Source organism: Streptomyces europaeiscabiei (genome assembly GCF_036346855.1).
GTDB classification, from domain to species: domain Bacteria; phylum Actinomycetota; class Actinomycetes; order Streptomycetales; family Streptomycetaceae; genus Streptomyces; species Streptomyces europaeiscabiei.
On sequence record NZ_CP107841.1, the window covers coordinates 8,799,292 to 8,814,933 of the forward strand.

Below are 15,642 nucleotides of genomic sequence, written 5' to 3' on the forward strand. Positions count from 1 at the left end.
GGTTAATCAGGGCACTGAGCATTTGAGTGAAGTTTCCTTCACGCTGCCACTCGTCGGCCCCCTCGTCAAGGCTCACAGGAAAGGAAAGGTCACTTGCGTACCTGGTGATGGACACGCTCGGCCCGGTGGCGGATATTGTTCAGTGTACGAACGAATCGTCGTCGGTGTGTCACGGTTGACGGTGTCCGACTCATCCGAGCCGAGGAGCGAACATGGCCGCGGTGGACCTCTCCGCCCACCCCGGGCACCTGGCCCGACGGTTGCAGCAGGCCCACTACCTGCTGTGGAACGTGATGGTCTCCGAGGAGACCACCTCGCCGCAGTTCGCGGTCCTCAACACGCTCGTCGCCGAGCCGGGGCTCGACCAGCGCACCGTGGGCGAGCGGGTGGGGCTCGACCGGTCCACGATGTCCGAGGTCATCAGCCGGCTCGGGCGGCGGGGTCTTCTCGACAAGGTGCGCGACCCGCAGGACGGGCGGCGGTTCCTGCTGCGGCTCACGGAGGACGGCGTGCGGACGCATCGCAAGCTCACGGTGCGCACGGCCCGGATGAACCAGGTGTTCCTCGCGCCGCTGTCGGCTCAGGAGCAGGAGGTGTTCTTCGAGCTGATACGGCGGGTCGCGGACGCGGCGGAGACGCTGCGCAGCCCTGCCGAGTCGTCGGGCGCCCGGTAGCTCCGCCGTTGGGGGACCTCTTCCGGCTGCGGGTCGGTCGTGGCTGGTTGCGGTGCGGCGTTCTCACGCCTTCGCGTACACCACCCACACCTGGCCCTCCGCGAAGTTCATCGGCCTGCCGTCCGTCGTCGTGAAGGTCGTGCCGTCCCCGGGTGTGCTGCGTTCCCAGTTCGTGTCGAAGACCCGGCCGTCCCGCAGGACCTCCGCGCGGCCCGAGCCCACCGTCTCCGTGTACGGGGTGTTGTTGCCCAGATAGTCGTGGAACCGGGACTTGCGGATCGTCACGTACTGGACGACCACCGTGGCCGGGGCGACTCGGGTGTCGTCGGTGGTGATCGTCGGGGTGCCGTCCATGGAGACCTGCCAGCGGCGGCTGTCGTCGGACCAGGTGAAGGTGAAGCGGGCCGCCGGATAGCGGACGGTGCGTGAGTCCTCGGGGGTGCCGCCGGCGGGGGCGGGGCCGTAGCGGAAGCCGGTGGTGAGGGCGTCGGCGCCGGGGGGCGGGCCGACCAGATGCGCGGGGCGCAGATACAGGTTGTGCGGGGCGGGTTTCTCGTCGCCCCGGAAGTACGCGTCGTGGGAGTCCTCGGGGGTCTCCGCGCGCAGGGGCGCCCTGTCGATCAGTGGAAGGAGCTTTCCCTGCGCGCCGGAGAAGGCCAGGGTCGGCTCGTCGAACTGGCGCAGTAGCTCCAGGTCGGATTCGCGGGCGCTGCGCACCGGCCCGACCGCCTTCGGCAGCTTCGTCGCGTACACCGCCATCAGCCGGCTGAGGCCGCCCTCGACCTGCTCGGCGTAGACGATGTCCGCTGCGTCGAGGCCGGTCTGCGGGCGGGCGGCGGAGACGTTGTCGATCTTCACGGCGAGTACGGAGCCGACGGGCGGCGCGCTGGTCCGGCCGTCCCGCCCCCGTCCGTCGTCGCTGTCAGGGCCGGTCACGGTGCAGCCCGCCAGAAGGGCGGCCGCGCTCAGGGCGGCGAGCAGGGGTCCCGTCAACGAGCGATGGCGTGCCCGCCATGCCCTCAGTCCCCTGTGTGCCGTGGTCATCTCATCCATGATGCCTTCGATTGTGCGCTTATAAGTTCATAGATGGCCATACTTGTTGGTTCTCCATGCTTCTCCGTGGTTCGCGGGTGGGGCGCCGGGTACCCGTGCCGAACCTGTCGGCGAGGGAACGGAGTGTGGGCGCGATGAAGGCTGTGACGTGGCAGGGCAAGCGGGACGTACGCGTGGAGACCGTGCCCGATCCGGTGATCCAGGAGCCGACGGACGCGGTCATCCGGATCACCTCCACCGGGCTGTGCGGCTCCGACCTGCACCTGTACGAGGTGCTCACCCCGTTCATGACGCCGGGCGACATCCTCGGCCACGAACCCATGGGAATCGTCGAGCAGGTCGGCGCCGGGGTGCCGGACCTGTCCGCCGGGGACCGGGTCGTGGTGCCGTTCCAGATCGCCTGCGGCAACTGCTGGATGTGTCTCACCGGGCTCCCCACCCAGTGCGAGACCACCCAGTGCACCGGCGAGGGCATGGGCGCGGCCCTCTTCGGCTACACCCGGCTGTACGGCTCGGTGCCGGGCGCCCAGGCCGAGTACCTGCGCGTCCCGCAGGCACAGTTCGGGCCGATCAAGGTGCCGGAAGGGCCGGCCGACGACCGGTTCCTCTACCTCTCCGACGTGCTCCCCACCGCCTGGCAGGCGGTCGAGTACGCGCACGTCCCACCCGGCGGCAGCGTCGCCGTGCTCGGCCTCGGCCCCATCGGGGACATGGCGTGCCGGGTGGCCATGCAACGCGGCGCCGAGCAGGTGTTCGGGGTCGACCTGGTGCCCGAGCGGTTGCGCCGGGCGCGCGACAGGGGTGTCGAGACGTTCGACCTCAGGGACTTCGAGAACGAGAAGGACCTGGTCGCCGCCGTCCAGGACCGGACCGCCGGACGCGGACCCGACTCGGTGATCGACGCCGTCGGCACCGAGGCCCACGGCAGCGCGGCCGCCCGGCTCATCCAGAACGCGGCCGGCCATCTGCCCCGGGCGGTCAGCTCGCGCTTCGCCGAGCACCTCGGCGTGGACCGGCTGGCCGCCCTCTACACGGCCATCGACCTCGTACGGCGCGGCGGCACGATCTCCCTCTCCGGCGTCTACGGCGGCAAGGTCGACCCGCTGCCGCTGCTCACCCTGTTCGACAAGCAGATCCGGCTGCGCATGGGCCAGGCCAACGTCCGCACCTGGACCGACGACATCCTGCCGCTCCTCACGGACGACGACCCCCTGGGCGTCGACGCCTTCGCCACCCACCGGGTGCCGCTCACCGATGCCCCGCACGCGTACGAGATGTTCCAGCGCAAGGAGGACGGGGCGATCAAGGTCGTGATGGAGCCCTGACCGGCGCGGGTCGGCGTGGGGGCCCGTCCGGCTGTCGGCTGTCGCGGGCCGGCGTCGGGCCGGCCGCCCCACCGTCGCGGGCCGGTGCATAGGCCGGTGGTCCGGCCGTCGCGGTCGGATTCCGGGACCGGCCGTCACCGTCCACCGTGGGGCCCGCCGATCCACGCCAGGGCGTGGTTCACCGGTTGTCGGGCCCGAGGATCTCCGCCAGGTCGTAGGTCACCGGCTCCTCCAGCTGTGCGTAGGTGCAGCTCTCCGCCGTGCGGTCCGGGCGCCAGCGGCGGAAGCGAGCCGTGTGGCGGAAGCGGACACCGTTCTCCATGTGGTCGTACGCGACCTCGGCGACCTGCTCGGGCCGCAGCGGCACCCAGGAGAAGTCCTTCTTCGCCGACCACCGGCTCGGCGCGCCCGGCAGCCGTGCCGTCTCGTGCGCCGCCTCGTCGGACCAGGCCGCCCAGGGGTGCTCCCCGACGTCCTCCAACCGCAGCGGCTCCAGCTCCTCCACCAGTTCCGCGCGCCGCTTCATGGGGAAGGCCGCGCACACGCCGATGTGCTGGAGCGTGCCGCCGCCGTCGTACAGCCCCAGCAGCAGGGAGCCGACCACCGGCCCGCTCTTGTGGAAGCGGTAGCCGGCGACCACCACGTCCGCCGTCCGCTCATGCTTGATCTTGAACATGGCCCGCTCGTCCTGCCGGTAGAGCAGACTGCGCGGCTTGGCGATCACCCCGTCCAGACCCGCCCCCTCGTACTGCTCGAACCACTGCTCGGCCAGCTCGCGATCCGTGGTCGCCGGGGCGACATGGACCGGAGCCGTCACCCCGGACAGGGCCAGCTCCAGGAGCGCGCGCCGGTCGGTGAGCGGGACGTCGAGCAGCGACTCGTCGTTCAGGGCGAGCAGGTCGAAGGCGACGAAGGAGGCCGGGGTCGTCTCCGCCAGCATCCGGACGCGGGAGTCGGCGGGGTGGATACGCTCGGTCAGGGCGTCGAAGTCCAGCCGCCCGTCCCGGACGATCACGACCTCGCCGTCCATCACACAGCGCTCCGGCAGCCGCTCCCGCAGGGCCTCCGCCAGCTCGGGAAAATACCTGGTCAGCGTCTTCCCCGTCCGGCTGCCGATCTCCACCTCGGGCCCGTCGCGGAACACGATCGCCCGGAAACCGTCCCACTTCGCCTCGTAGTGCATGTCCGGCGGGATCTTCGCCACGGACTTGGCGAGCATCGGTTTCACGGGCGGCATCACCGGAAGATCCATGCCTCAGATTCTCCGACCGCGCGATGGAATTCGCCCGGTATGCGGCATCTGGTCGTTCCCCCTACGGTGGCCGCATGGGTGAAGCGGTGGAGCTGGAGGCGGCGGGGCGGACGGTACGGCTGTCCAGCCCGGGAAAGATCTTCTTCCCGGAGCGCGGCTTCACCAAGCTGGACCTCGCCCGGTACTACATCGCCGTGGGCCCGGGCATCCTGCGGGCCCTGCGCGACCGGCCCACCACCCTGGAGCGCTACCCCGAGGGGGTGACGGGCGAGAACTTCTTCCAGAAGCGGGCCCCCAAGAACATGCCCGACTGGATCCCCACCGCCCACATCACCTTCCCCAGCGGCCGCAGCGCCGACGAGATGTGCCCCACCGAGGTCGCCGCCGTCGTGTGGGCCGCCCAGTTCGGCACGCTCACCTTCCACCCGTGGCCGGTCCGCCGCGACGACGTCGACCGTCCCGACGAACTCCGCATCGACCTCGACCCCCAGCCCGGCACGGACTACGCCGACGCGGTGCGCGCCGCGCACGAGCTGCGCGAGGTCCTGCACGAGTACGGGGGGCTGCGCGGCTGGCCGAAGACCTCCGGCGGCCGTGGCCTGCACGTCTTCGCGCCGATCCGGCCCGACTGGACCTTCACCCAGGTACGCCGGGCCGCCATCGCCGTCGCCCGCGAACTGGAGCGCCGGATGCCGGAACAGGTGACCACTGCCTGGTGGAAGGAGGAACGCGGGGAGAAGATCTTCGTCGACTACAACCAGACCGCCCGCGACCGCACCATCGCCTCCGCCTACTCCGTACGGCCCCGCCCGCACGCACCCGTCTCCGCGCCCCTCACCTGGGACGAGGTGGGCGTCGCCGTCCCACGCGACTTCGACCTGGCGAGCATGCCGCGGCGCTTCGCCGAGGTCGGTGACGTGCACGCCGACATGGACGACCACGCGTTCTCCCTGGAGGCGCTGCTGGAACTGGCCTCGCGGGACGAACACGACCACGGGCTCGGGGACCTGCCGTATCCGCCGGAGTATCCGAAGATGCCGGGGGAGCCGAAGAGGGTGCAGCCGAGCAGGGCGAAGAAGACGTGACGGTGACCCGCGTCCCTCGCGGGGCGCGGGTCACCGTGGTTCCCTACAGTTCCTTGATCCGGATGTCCCGGTAGGAGACGACATCCGTCGTGCCGTGCACCTGGAGGCCGAGGTGGCCGGAGGCGAACCGGCGCCCGTCCGTGCCCGGGTCGTCCGAGCGGGGCGGGGTGAAGTCCTGCCCGCCGGTGTTGTCGAACTCGTTGATCAGGACGCCGTTGCGGTAGACCGAGTAGTGCTGGTCGACCACACGGATCTCGTAGTCGTTCCAGGTGCCCTTCTGGGTGACGCCCGCACCGGCGAGCCCCACCCGGTCGAAGCCGTAGACCGACCCCGTCTTGTACATGTCGCCGTCGGGCCGGTCGAGGACCTGCACCTCATGGCCGTACTTGATGGCCACCCACTCCGGCCGCGACTCCTCCGGGTGGTCGTGGACCCCGGGGAAGCGCACGAACACACCGGAGTTGGCGTTCGACGTGCCGGGCGCGTCGTCACGCCACTGCAGGCGCAGCGAGAAGTCACCGTACTTCCGCTCGGGGAACCACAGCATGCCGAGCCCGGCCCTCGTCGTACCGGAGGTGATCGAGCCGTCGGGGTTCAGCGCGAACGAACCGCCCCCCACCTGCTGCCACTTGGCGAACGATTCCTGCGTGCCGTCGAGGATCGTGCGGTACCCCTCCGTCTGGCCGGGCCTGCCGATGCCCGACTCCGCCGCCGCCTCCTTGACGGCCGTGTACTCGCGCCGGTCGACGACTCCTTCCCTGAACAGCCTGTCGAGGACGGTGTCCACGTGCTTCAGGAACAGCGCGTGGGACGTCCACTCCTTCTCGTCCTCGATCAGCTCGTTGACGCGGCAACGGTTGTTGGTGACCCGGTTCGGCACCCCCGAGTCGACCGTGCCGACGAAGACCGTCAACCGCTCGTCGTACTCGGCGCAGTTGGGCGCGGGGACGCCGCCGCCCGACACGACCGTGAAGCTGACGGAACGGGCCGTGGCCGTGTTCCCCGCCCTGTCGCTCGCCCGGTACGCCACCGTGTGCGTGCCCGCGCGGTCGACCAGCACCGGTGCGGTGTAGGCGAGATAGGGGCCGCCGTCCAGTGAGTACTCGATCGTGGCGACACCCGAGCCGCCGTGGTCGGTGGCGCCGACGGTGACCTCGGCCCTCCTGAGATAGGCGCCGGCGGAGTTCCGGTCGCCCTCGACGGTCACGCCCGTCACCGGTGGTGTGGTGTCGGCGGCGGGCGGGGCGACGACCGTGAACCCGACGTTCTTCTCGGCCGCGACGTTCCCCGCCCTGTCCGTGGCCCGGTACCGCACCTTGTGCGTGCCGACCTCGTGCACCATCACGGGCGCGGTGTAGGGCTGCCAGGCCCCCGATTCGCCGAGCGCGTACTCGATGGTGTTGACCCCCGACCCGGTGTCCGAGGCGGAGACGGTGACCGTCGCCATGGACACGTAGTGACCCTGCGGGTTCTTCTCACCGGTCACCGTCGCCGAGGTCTCCGGCGCGGTCGTGTCGTCCGTCGGCGGCGCGACGACGGTGAACATGACGCTCTTCTCGGCCGCCGTGTTGCCCGCCTTGTCGACCGCCCGGTAGCGGATCCTGTGCGTGCCGACCTGGTCGACCACCACGGGTGTGGTGTACGGCAGCCAGGCGCCGGTGTCGCCGATCGCGTACTCGACCCGCTCGACCCCCGAGCCGCCGGGGTCGGTCGCGCTCACCGCCACCGACGCCGAACCGACGTACGCGCCCTGGGCGTTCTGCGTACCGCTGACCTGGGCCGCCGTCTGAGGAGCGGTGGTGTCCTCACCGGTGCCCTCGGTCACCACGAGGATGCCCTGCATCTGTCCGTGCCCGGGGATGGTGCAGTAGTAGCGATAGCGGCCCGGGGCGAGCGTGACCTCGGCGCTGTGGCGGCCGCCCTGGTCGTCGCCGGGGTTGGCCAGGATGTTGAGCGGGACGTCGTTGTTGTACTCCGGGTCGGAGACGTCGAACGTCAACGTGTGCGGCATCCCCATGGTGTTGCCGGTCGCCCTGCTGTTCTCGAAGACGATGGTGGTCGGGCCCGCCACGGCGGTCCGCGGGGCGGACAGGTACTTGGTGATGTCGTCACCGGCGGTCCAGGTGAGCGTCTGGGCGGCCGCGGCCCGGTCCCGCGCCTCCTCGGTACGGCCGGACGCGGACGTCGACGTGAGCCCGAGCACCAACAGCAGGGCCGCCAACAATGTCGCCCACAGGCGTCCTTCGCGCATCACTCCGCCTTCCCGGCCAGCTCGTCGGCCGCCGGCGTCGGACCGCCGCCCGTGTAGGTGACGCGCCACAACGCCGACTTGGCGTCCGAGGTGAAGAAGCCGCGCCCGTAGTCCAGGACGTACAGCGCGCCGTCCGGCCCGAACTTCCAGTCCATGAGGTTCCTGATGCCGTCGGTCCCGACGGGCACGATCTTCTTCAGCGACTCCGCGTGGATCGGGAGTCCGCCGCTGCCCTGGTTCTTCGGATCGGTGAGCACGGCGTGGCGCGGCTGGTCGGCGTCGTAGAAGTCGCCGACGAACCACTTTCCGTCCCAATAGGCGGGCCAGCGACCGGAGCCGGCATCGGAAGCGGAGTATCGGTAGACCGGCCCGTTCATGGTGGCCTGGCCGCCGCCCTTCAGCCACGGCAGCAGGTACGTGGCCTCCTCGTTCTTGTACGAGGGGATGCCGTTCGCGTCGCGCGGGAAGTCGGGGGCGCCGCCCTGCGGCGAGTACCAGATGTTGCTGCCGGTCACCGGGGGCAGGTTGACGAGCCCGTCGTTGTTCGGGGACTCGTTCTTCGGGTGGTCGCAGTCGTACCAGCCGAGCGGCTTCGAGGGGTCCGGCAGATTGCGGTCCCGGTAGGGCTGCCTGTTGCCCATGCAGTACGGCCAGCCCCGGTTGCCCGCCTCGGTGATGGCGGCGAACGTGTCGTACTTCGCCGGACCCCATGTCGTCGACGGTGCGCTCGCGTCCGGGCCGACCCAGCCGGAGTAGAGGACGTCCGTCTGCCTGTCGACGAAGATCCGCGCGGGGTTCCTGACGCCCATCACATAGATCTCACCACGGGTCTTGCCGCCGCCCTCGGCGGTCTCCCTGCCGGTGAAGAGGTTGCCCGCGGGCAGCGTGTAGGTGCCGTCGGGCTCCGGGTGGACGCGGAGGATCTTGCCGTTGAGGTTGTTGGTGTTGCCGGCGGTGCGGCGCGCGTCGGCGAACGAGACACCCTTGTAGTTCGGCTCGGGGTTGTTGCCCGAGTAACCACCGCTGAAGCCGCTTGAGTTGTTGTCGCCGGTCGCGATGTACAGGTTGCCCTTGGAGTCCCAGGTCATCCCGCCGCCCGCGTGGCAGCAACTGTGGATCTGGACCGGCCACTTGAGCAGCACCTTCTCGCTGCCCAGGTCCAGCTTGTTCGTCGCGGGATCGAGAGTGAAGCGGGAGACCCGGCGCTCGGCCATCCGGGTGTCACGGTCGATCTGCGAGTGCGGTGTGTAGTGCAGGTACACCCAGCCGTTCTGCTGGAAACCCGGATCCAGCTCGATCCCCAGCAGGCCCTCTTCGACCTTGATCAGCTCGTCGCCGCCGCCCTTGTTGCCGAAGACCGTGAGCGCGCCCGCGAGGGTGACCTGCTTCGTCCTCGGGTCGTAGACGTGGACCTCGCCCTTGCCCTTGCCGATGTCCGGATTGTTCCAGTCGGTGACCACGGGCCGGGACGAGTCGGCGCCGCCCCGGCCGATGTAGAGAACCCGCCCGTCGGGCGCGGTGACCAGGCCGTGCGGCTCGCCGATCTGGTCGTTCTGCCCTGGCTGGTTGGGCCGGGTCAGCCGCTCCGCCTTGTAGTTGGCGTCGATCGTCGCCTTGCAGTCGGCCCGCGCCAGACGGGACGTCCACAACAGGGCGCCGCGCAGATGCGTACGGAAGTCGGTCTCGTCGTACGCCGAGACGGTCCCGCCCATGCCCGTGTAGAAGGAACGGCCGCCGTCGTAGTCACGGCACCAACTCACCGGGTGGTCCCAGCCGTTGGCGCTCGCACCCGGCTGGTAGGTCGACTCGCGCACCCGGGCCACGGTGTGCACGGTGCCGGACGGGTTCTTCGTCCAGTTGAGCCACCTGTCGGGCCGCTTCCATTGCGCGGGCAGGCTCTTGGTGGCCGGATGCTGCCGGTCACCGACCTCGACGGTCGCCCGTTGCACGGTCGTCGGGCCGGACGCGGCCGGGCGGGCACCGATCAGGCCCGTGAACCAGTCCGAGTACGGCTCGGCGCGGGCCGCGTCGTGGACGCCGACGAAACCGCCGCCCGCCTCCATATAGGTCTCCAGTCCCGCCTCCTGCTCGGGATCCAGGACGTCACCACCACCGGTGAGGAAGACGACGGCGTTGAAGCCGCTCAGCCGGGTCCCGTCGGTGAAGACGGAGGCGTCGTCGGTGGCGACGACCCCGAACCGTTCGGACGCCGGCCCGGACAGCCCGATCCTCTCGATCGCCTCGATCCCGGCGTTCACGACGGGCGACTCGTCCCCGGCCGCCGCGGAGCCGTGGAAGATCAGCACCCGGGGGCCGGAACCACCCGGCGGAGACTTGATCGACATCGTTGTCAGCGGCGGCTCCGGCGCCGGGCCCGCATGGGCCGCGGGGCCCGACAGAAGCCCCGCGGTGACGACCGAGGCGGTCAGCGTGGCCGCCCAGGCCCGTCTCCTCGCGTCGCTCAACCCTCGTAAGTACATGGGCACCTCCTCGGTCACAGCAACAGCGCCAAGGAAGCTAGCCCCCATTTGCACGGCTCGCCAAGACCTATGACCGGAATGGTGCGAACTTTGTCCTGGGTGTGGAGAAACAGCCGGGCTGTCGCTACCGTCTCACCGGCTGATCACAGGTGCGTCTCCACAAGATCCGTATCAGGGTAGGGAGTTCCGCGTGGACGGGATGGACAGACGAGGGTTCAACCGGCGGGTGCTGCTGGGCGGCGCGGCCGCCGCGACATCGTTGTCCGTGGCCATCGAGACCGTCGGTGCTCCTGAGGCCGTGAGCGCCGCCATGCGGGCGAGGACGGCCCCGGCCGGCGGCGAGGTCAAGCACATCAAGATGTACGCCGAGAAGCTGTCCGACGGGCAGATGGGCTACGGCTTCGAGAAGGGCAAGGCCTCGATACCGGGCCCGCTGATCGAGCTCGACGAGGGCGACACGCTGCACATCGAGTTCGAGAACACGATGGACGTGGCGGCGAGCCTGCACGTCCACGGCCTCGACTACGAGACCTCCAGCGACGGCACCAAGCTGAACAAGAGCGACGTCGAGCCCGGCGGCACCCGCACCTACACCTGGCGCACCCACGCCCCCGGCGCCCGCGAGGACGGCACCTGGCGCGCGGGCAGCGCCGGTTACTGGAACTACCACGACCACGTCGTCGGCACCGAACACGGCACGGGCGGCCTGCGCAAGGGTCTCTACGGCCCGGTCGTCGTCCGCCGCAAGGGCGATGTCCTCCCCGACAAGACCGTCACCGTCGTCTTCAACGACCTGCGCATCAACAACAGGCCCGCCCACTCCGGGCCCGACTTCGACGCCACCGTCGGTGACCGTGTCGAGTTCGTCGTCATCACGCACGGCGAGTACTACCACACCTTCCACCTGCACGGTCACCGCTGGGCCGACAACCGCACCGGCATGCTCACCGGCCCCGACGACCCCAGCCAGGTCATCGACAACAAGATCGTCGGCCCGGCCGACTCCTTCGGCTTCCAGGTCATCGCGGGCGAAGGTGTCGGGGCGGGCGCCTGGATGTACCACTGCCATGTCCAGTCTCACTCCGACATGGGCATGGCGGGCCTGTTCCTGGTGCGCAAGACGGACGGGACGATCCCGGGGTACGAGCCGCATGAGCCGCACGGGTCGAATGCGTCCGCAGCGCCCCATGAGCACTGAGGGGTGTTCAGTGGCGGGCACTCCGACCGGGCTGTGTCCGCTCGGCCGTGTCCCGTAGGCCGATGGCCTCGGCCACCTGCTCGATGGCCACACGGAGAAGGTCGCCGTAGGCGCCCTGGGGGAGGTTCGGGGCGTGCTGGGCAGCCGCTTCGATGTGTTGGCCGGCGGCCTCGAAAGACGCGAGCCTGCGGTGGTCGTCCGCGAGGTTGAGGTGCAGGGACGGGTAGAAGCCGGCGATGTGCAGACGGGCGTCGTGCTCCTGGACGCGCTGCTGGGTCACCGCGTCGGCGGCGTCCAGCGCCCGCACGTCCCAGACCAGGGCCTGGGCGGGGTCGGCGTGGAGATCCGCCAGGTGGTGCGCGAGAGTGCACCGGTGCAGCGGGTCACCGGTGACACCGATCGCGGACCAGAGGTCCAGGAGTCGCCGACGTGCGGAGGCGACGTCCCCGGCGCGCCCCTCGGTGACGGCCTGTCCGATGGCCTCCATGGTGGGGTCGGTGCTGGTGCTGGTGCTGGTGCTGGTGCTGGTGCTGGTGCTGGCGGGGGTGGGGGTGGGGGTGGGGGTACTGGTGGGGGGCATGGATGTGGTCCTTGTCGTCGTTGATCGGACGGAGCGGATTGCTCAGGTGGAAGGGGCGGCCCTGACGGGCATGGCCAGGGTGGTGAGGTCGCCGCGGTCGGCCGAGCGGATCGTGACGGGCTGGTCGGGGCCGCGCAGGTCGAGCATCACGTCGGGCCCGACGGCAGTGCTCACGGCCGGATAGAGCGTCGTCAGCTCGAACCGGATGTCGAGGGCCCGTCCCGTCACGGTGGCCGGAAGCCGCAACTCGCACTGCTCGTCACCGCCCACCAGGACGTCCGTCCCGTGCTCGGCCACGCGCAGGGCGACCCGCTCGGCGCACCGCTCCTCCAGGGCTCGCAGGAGCAGCTGCTTCGAGAGCGTCACGCGGGTGGTGACCTCGGGCAACGCGGCGAGCATCAGCCGGAGGTCGGGGAACTCCTCCGACAGCAACCGGCAGTACTGGTCCTCCCGGTCCGGCATACACAGCCGGATCCCGTGTGCCGTCGCCTCGACGCGCACCAGCGCGCTACGACGCACCTCGGCGACCGCCACCCGCAGCTCGTCGCCGCTGACCGTGCCCGCCCACGTCGCCGTCGGCGGCTCGGCCGGTACCAGCGTCCGGGTCGAGAGCCGGTAGCGGTCGGTCGCGGTCAGGGTGACCGCCTCCTGGTCCGCCTCGATGCGCAGACCGCCGAGGACCGGCAGGTCGGGTTCCCGCGCGGTCGCGGTCAGGATCTGCTCGACCGCGTCGGCCAGCATGGGGCCCTTGAGCGTGACGACCGGCAGACTCGGTACGTCACCGAGGGCCGACTTGAGGACAACGGCCGTCCGCTGCGCCGCCGCCGCGTCCCCGAGAACCCGTGCGACGTGTTCGTCGATGAGCCCGGCCGCCTCCTCGGGCCCGGCGTCGAGAACCTCCTCGACAGCGCTGAGCGGCATGGCGATCTCGCGCAGGCGGCGCAGCGCGGTGGCCCGGCCCATCTGGTCGGCGGTGTAGTAGCGGTAGCCCGAGGCCGGGTCGACCTCGGCCGGTCGCAGCAGCCCGGAGTCGGCATAGAACCGCAGTGCGCTGGAGGTCAGACCACTGCGGCGGGCGAAGACACCGATCGGCATCGGCCCGGGATTCGGAATCGGTTCAGAATGCGGCACCCGTCCATCGTGGGGCTTCAACCAACTTGAAGGTCAACACCGACAGGCTGGGCCGGTCGCCGGTCATGGGTCGCCCGTCGCCTGTCGCCCGTCATGGGTCGCCCGTCGCCCGTCGCCGGTCATGGGTCGCCGGTCGCCGGTCAGTGATCAGGGAGCGCTCTCAAAGGCATGTTCCGCAGGGCTATCCTGGGCGCAACCGCCCCGGAGGAGAGTCCCCAAGTGACCGAGACAGCGTCGCGTCCCACGTTGGAGGCCGTGGCCGCGCGGGCCGGGGTGTCCAGGGCGACGGTGTCGCGGGTCGTCAACGGGGGCGAGGGCGTTCGGGAGCCGCTGGTCGAGCGGGTGCGCAGGGCGGTCGAGGAACTCGGGTACGTGCCGAACCAGGCGGCCCGCAGTCTCGTCACCCGGCGGCACGACGCCGTGGCCGTGGTGATCGCCGAGCCGGAGACCAGGGTCTTCGCCGACCCCTTCTTCGCCCTTCAACTCCGCGGCATCAGTAAAGAGTTGACGGCACACGACTCGCAGCTCGTCCTGCTGCTCACCGAAGGCCCGGAGGACTACGCGCGTGTCGGGCGGTATCTCGCCGGCGGGCACGTCGACGGGGCGCTCGTCTTCTCGCTGCACCTGGACGACCCCTTGCCGGGGCTGATCCGGGGCGCCGGCGTCCCGACCGTGTTCGGCGGCCGGCCCGGCTGGGCGGACGGCATGCGTGGCGACACGCCCACCGTGTACGTCGACAGCGACAACCGGGGCGGCGCGCGGGACGCCGTACGCCATCTTGTCGGCCTCGGCCGCACGCGGATCGCCCACATCACCGGGCCCCTCGATCAGACCTCGGCCGTGGACCGGCTCGACGGGTTCCGGGACGTCATGGTGGACGCCGACCCCCGGCTGATCGTGGAGGGCGACTTCACCCCGGCGGGCGGGGAGCGCGCGATGCGGGAACTCCTCGACCGTTACCCGGAGCTGGACGGGGTGTTCGCCGCCAACGACGTGTCCGCGTCCGGGGCGCTGCGCGTGCTCCGGGAGCGGGGACGGAGGGTTCCCGAGGACGTCGCCGTGGTGGGCTTCGACGACATGTTGCCGGTGGCCGAACAGTCCGATCCACCATTGACGACGGTCCGTCAGGACATAGAGGAGATGGGGCGTTTGATGGCCCGTCTGCTGCTCCGGGGCCTTGAACGACGCTTGCCCGACGAGCGGGAGCACGAGCACGGGCAGGGCCTGACCGGCGCGCCGTCCAGTGTCGTCCTGCCGACGACACTGGTACGACGCGCCTCCGCGTGACCGCTCGGGGCTGCCTGACCGCTCCCGCCGCCCATCAGGGCCTACGCGCCCACCGTCACCGTGAACCGGCGCGGGTTGCCGTCGTGGGCGGCGCCCGACACGTCCGGCCGGCCGTCGGGGCGTACGTCGTCGTACGGAAAGGCGTACCCGATGGGCGAGTTGGCGTGCACCACGCGCGACCAGTGGTTCGTCACGGTCCCCCGGTAGTAGTCGGCCGCCGTCGTCCCGTTCGGCTGTGCGGGGTGGGTGAGCATGATCGAGCGGTTGAAGCCGGCGGCGAGACGGGCGAGGAGGGCCTTCTTGTCGTCGGGGTCGCCGGGGTTGTTGGCGAACGGGCCGTGGTTGCAGGTGAAGATGTCCTTCGACGTCGGCCTGGCGAAGGAATGGCCGCCCGCGAAGGTGAGCGTGTCGCCGGAGACGCGGCCGGTGAGGACGCCCCGCCCGCCCTGGAGGTCGATCCGCAGATCCGTCCCCCGGTACTTCTCCCACACCTGGTCGACGTAGGAGTTCCAGTAGGCGCGGAACGGCATCCGGTCGGGCTGCCCGAAGTACGGCGCCATCAGGTTCTGCGGCGAGATGACCCGCAGCACCTTGCCGTCGCCGCCCCGGATGACGAGCTGGTCCCACGGCTGGCCGTCGCGTGCCGACTGCGCCACCAGATCAGCGGCGATCCGGCCCACCGCCCCGTCGGGAAGCGGGGCGACCGTGTGCGTGGTGTCGCCCTCCAGCGTCAGCCCGTTCGGCAGGGCCGTCACCAGATCGACGTAACTGATGTTGGCGAACAGCTGGGTGGGGTTGAACGTGAACTCGCAGAACGACCATGTCTTGCCGTAGTTGGGATCGGCGGGCGTCGCGAAGGCGGGCTCGACCAGCGCCGGGCCCGGGTTGAGAAAGAACTCGAGGGTGGAGTCCCGTACGAAGTAGACGCGGGCGCCGAACATCTGAGGCAGCGTCAGCACCACGGGCGCCGAGCCCGCCGCGCCGAGCGGGATCGCGCAGTCGACCGGTAGCGGTGTCTGCGGCGCAGAGGGCGAGGCCGGCCGGTAGACACCTCCGTCGGCCCGCAGCAGCACCCAGGCGCCCGTCGACTGCTCGTGCCCGGTGACGTACGCCCGGACCGTGCCCGGCAACGAGGCGTTCCGCAGAGCGAGTTGGCACGTCGCGGGCGCGGCCTGGGCGGGCGTGCCGAGGACGGGGGCGCTGACGACGGCGGCGGTTCCGGACAGGAACATACGGCGGGAAATCACGGTGGCCTCCTGGGATGTGGGGGAGTGGAGGCACAGCGGACGGGGCCCCTGCTGTGGTGCACCCACTGTTCCCAGGGGA

12 protein-coding genes are annotated in these 15,642 nt (G+C 70.6%); 5 read left to right on the plus strand and 7 right to left on the minus strand.

Annotated features, from left to right (window positions below; genetic code table 11):
* The first annotated feature begins 212 nt into the window (after window positions 1-212).
* The gene (locus tag OG858_RS38215; protein WP_037704152.1) at window positions 213-674 is read left to right on the plus strand and encodes a MarR family winged helix-turn-helix transcriptional regulator; all 462 of its coding nucleotides are present in this window, start codon (window positions 213-215) and stop codon (window positions 672-674) included.
* Between the two features lie 63 nt (window positions 675-737).
* Here OG858_RS38215 and OG858_RS38220 read toward each other — a convergent pair whose 3' ends face one another.
* Window positions 738-1,718, minus strand: a complete 981-nt coding sequence (locus tag OG858_RS38220; protein WP_406200208.1) for a DUF3048 domain-containing protein — start codon at window positions 1,716-1,718, stop codon at window positions 738-740.
* Between the two features lie 143 nt (window positions 1,719-1,861).
* Here OG858_RS38220 and OG858_RS38225 point away from each other — a divergent pair, with 143 nt between their 5' ends.
* Window positions 1,862-3,052, plus strand: a complete 1,191-nt coding sequence (locus OG858_RS38225) for a zinc-dependent alcohol dehydrogenase (protein ID WP_086747393.1) — start codon at window positions 1,862-1,864, stop codon at window positions 3,050-3,052.
* A gap of 178 nt (window positions 3,053-3,230) precedes the next feature.
* Here the strand turns inward: OG858_RS38225 and OG858_RS38230 are convergent, their stop codons facing one another.
* Complete coding sequence (locus OG858_RS38230; protein ID WP_086747392.1) at window positions 3,231-4,304, minus strand: ATP-dependent DNA ligase; 1,074 nt, start codon at window positions 4,302-4,304, stop codon at window positions 3,231-3,233.
* A 74-nt stretch (window positions 4,305-4,378) separates the two neighbouring features.
* Here OG858_RS38230 and ligD point away from each other — a divergent pair, with 74 nt between their 5' ends.
* A complete protein-coding gene (gene ligD / locus OG858_RS38235) occupies window positions 4,379-5,389 on the plus strand; it encodes a non-homologous end-joining DNA ligase (RefSeq protein ID WP_046704096.1) in 1,011 nt (336 codons plus the stop codon).
* Between the two features lie 43 nt (window positions 5,390-5,432).
* On the opposite strand, the gene OG858_RS38240 is transcribed toward ligD, so the two are convergent.
* Window positions 5,433-7,640, minus strand: coding sequence for an OmpL47-type beta-barrel domain-containing protein (locus tag OG858_RS38240; protein ID WP_328543992.1), 2,208 nt, complete (start codon window positions 7,638-7,640; stop codon window positions 5,433-5,435).
* Window positions 7,640-10,120 (minus strand): ThuA domain-containing protein, encoded by a 2,481-nt coding sequence (locus OG858_RS38245; protein ID WP_328543991.1) that lies wholly within the window; start codon window positions 10,118-10,120, stop codon window positions 7,640-7,642. The genes OG858_RS38240 and OG858_RS38245 overlap by 1 nt, the downstream gene beginning before the upstream one ends.
* 199 nt (window positions 10,121-10,319) lie before the next feature.
* On the opposite strand from OG858_RS38245, the gene OG858_RS38250 reads away from it, so the two are divergent.
* The gene (locus OG858_RS38250; protein ID WP_086747395.1) at window positions 10,320-11,318 is read left to right on the plus strand and encodes a multicopper oxidase domain-containing protein; all 999 of its coding nucleotides are present in this window, start codon (window positions 10,320-10,322) and stop codon (window positions 11,316-11,318) included.
* 7 nt (window positions 11,319-11,325) lie between these two features.
* On the opposite strand, the gene OG858_RS38255 is transcribed toward OG858_RS38250, so the two are convergent.
* Window positions 11,326-11,805 (minus strand): hypothetical protein, encoded by a 480-nt coding sequence (locus OG858_RS38255; RefSeq protein WP_086747394.1) that lies wholly within the window; start codon window positions 11,803-11,805, stop codon window positions 11,326-11,328.
* Window positions 11,806-11,940: 135 nt separating this feature from the next.
* The gene (locus OG858_RS38260) at window positions 11,941-12,993 is read right to left on the minus strand and encodes a DNA polymerase III subunit beta family protein (protein WP_327725329.1); all 1,053 of its coding nucleotides are present in this window, start codon (window positions 12,991-12,993) and stop codon (window positions 11,941-11,943) included.
* A gap of 255 nt (window positions 12,994-13,248) precedes the next feature.
* On the opposite strand from OG858_RS38260, the gene OG858_RS38265 reads away from it, so the two are divergent.
* Entirely contained in the window at window positions 13,249-14,316 is a 1,068-nt protein-coding gene (locus OG858_RS38265; protein WP_086751902.1) for a LacI family DNA-binding transcriptional regulator, read from the plus strand.
* Between the two features lie 41 nt (window positions 14,317-14,357).
* On the opposite strand, the gene OG858_RS38270 is transcribed toward OG858_RS38265, so the two are convergent.
* Complete coding sequence (locus OG858_RS38270; RefSeq protein WP_328545275.1) at window positions 14,358-15,548, minus strand: glycoside hydrolase family 64 protein; 1,191 nt, start codon at window positions 15,546-15,548, stop codon at window positions 14,358-14,360.
* Between the last annotated feature and the right edge of the window lie 94 nt (window positions 15,549-15,642).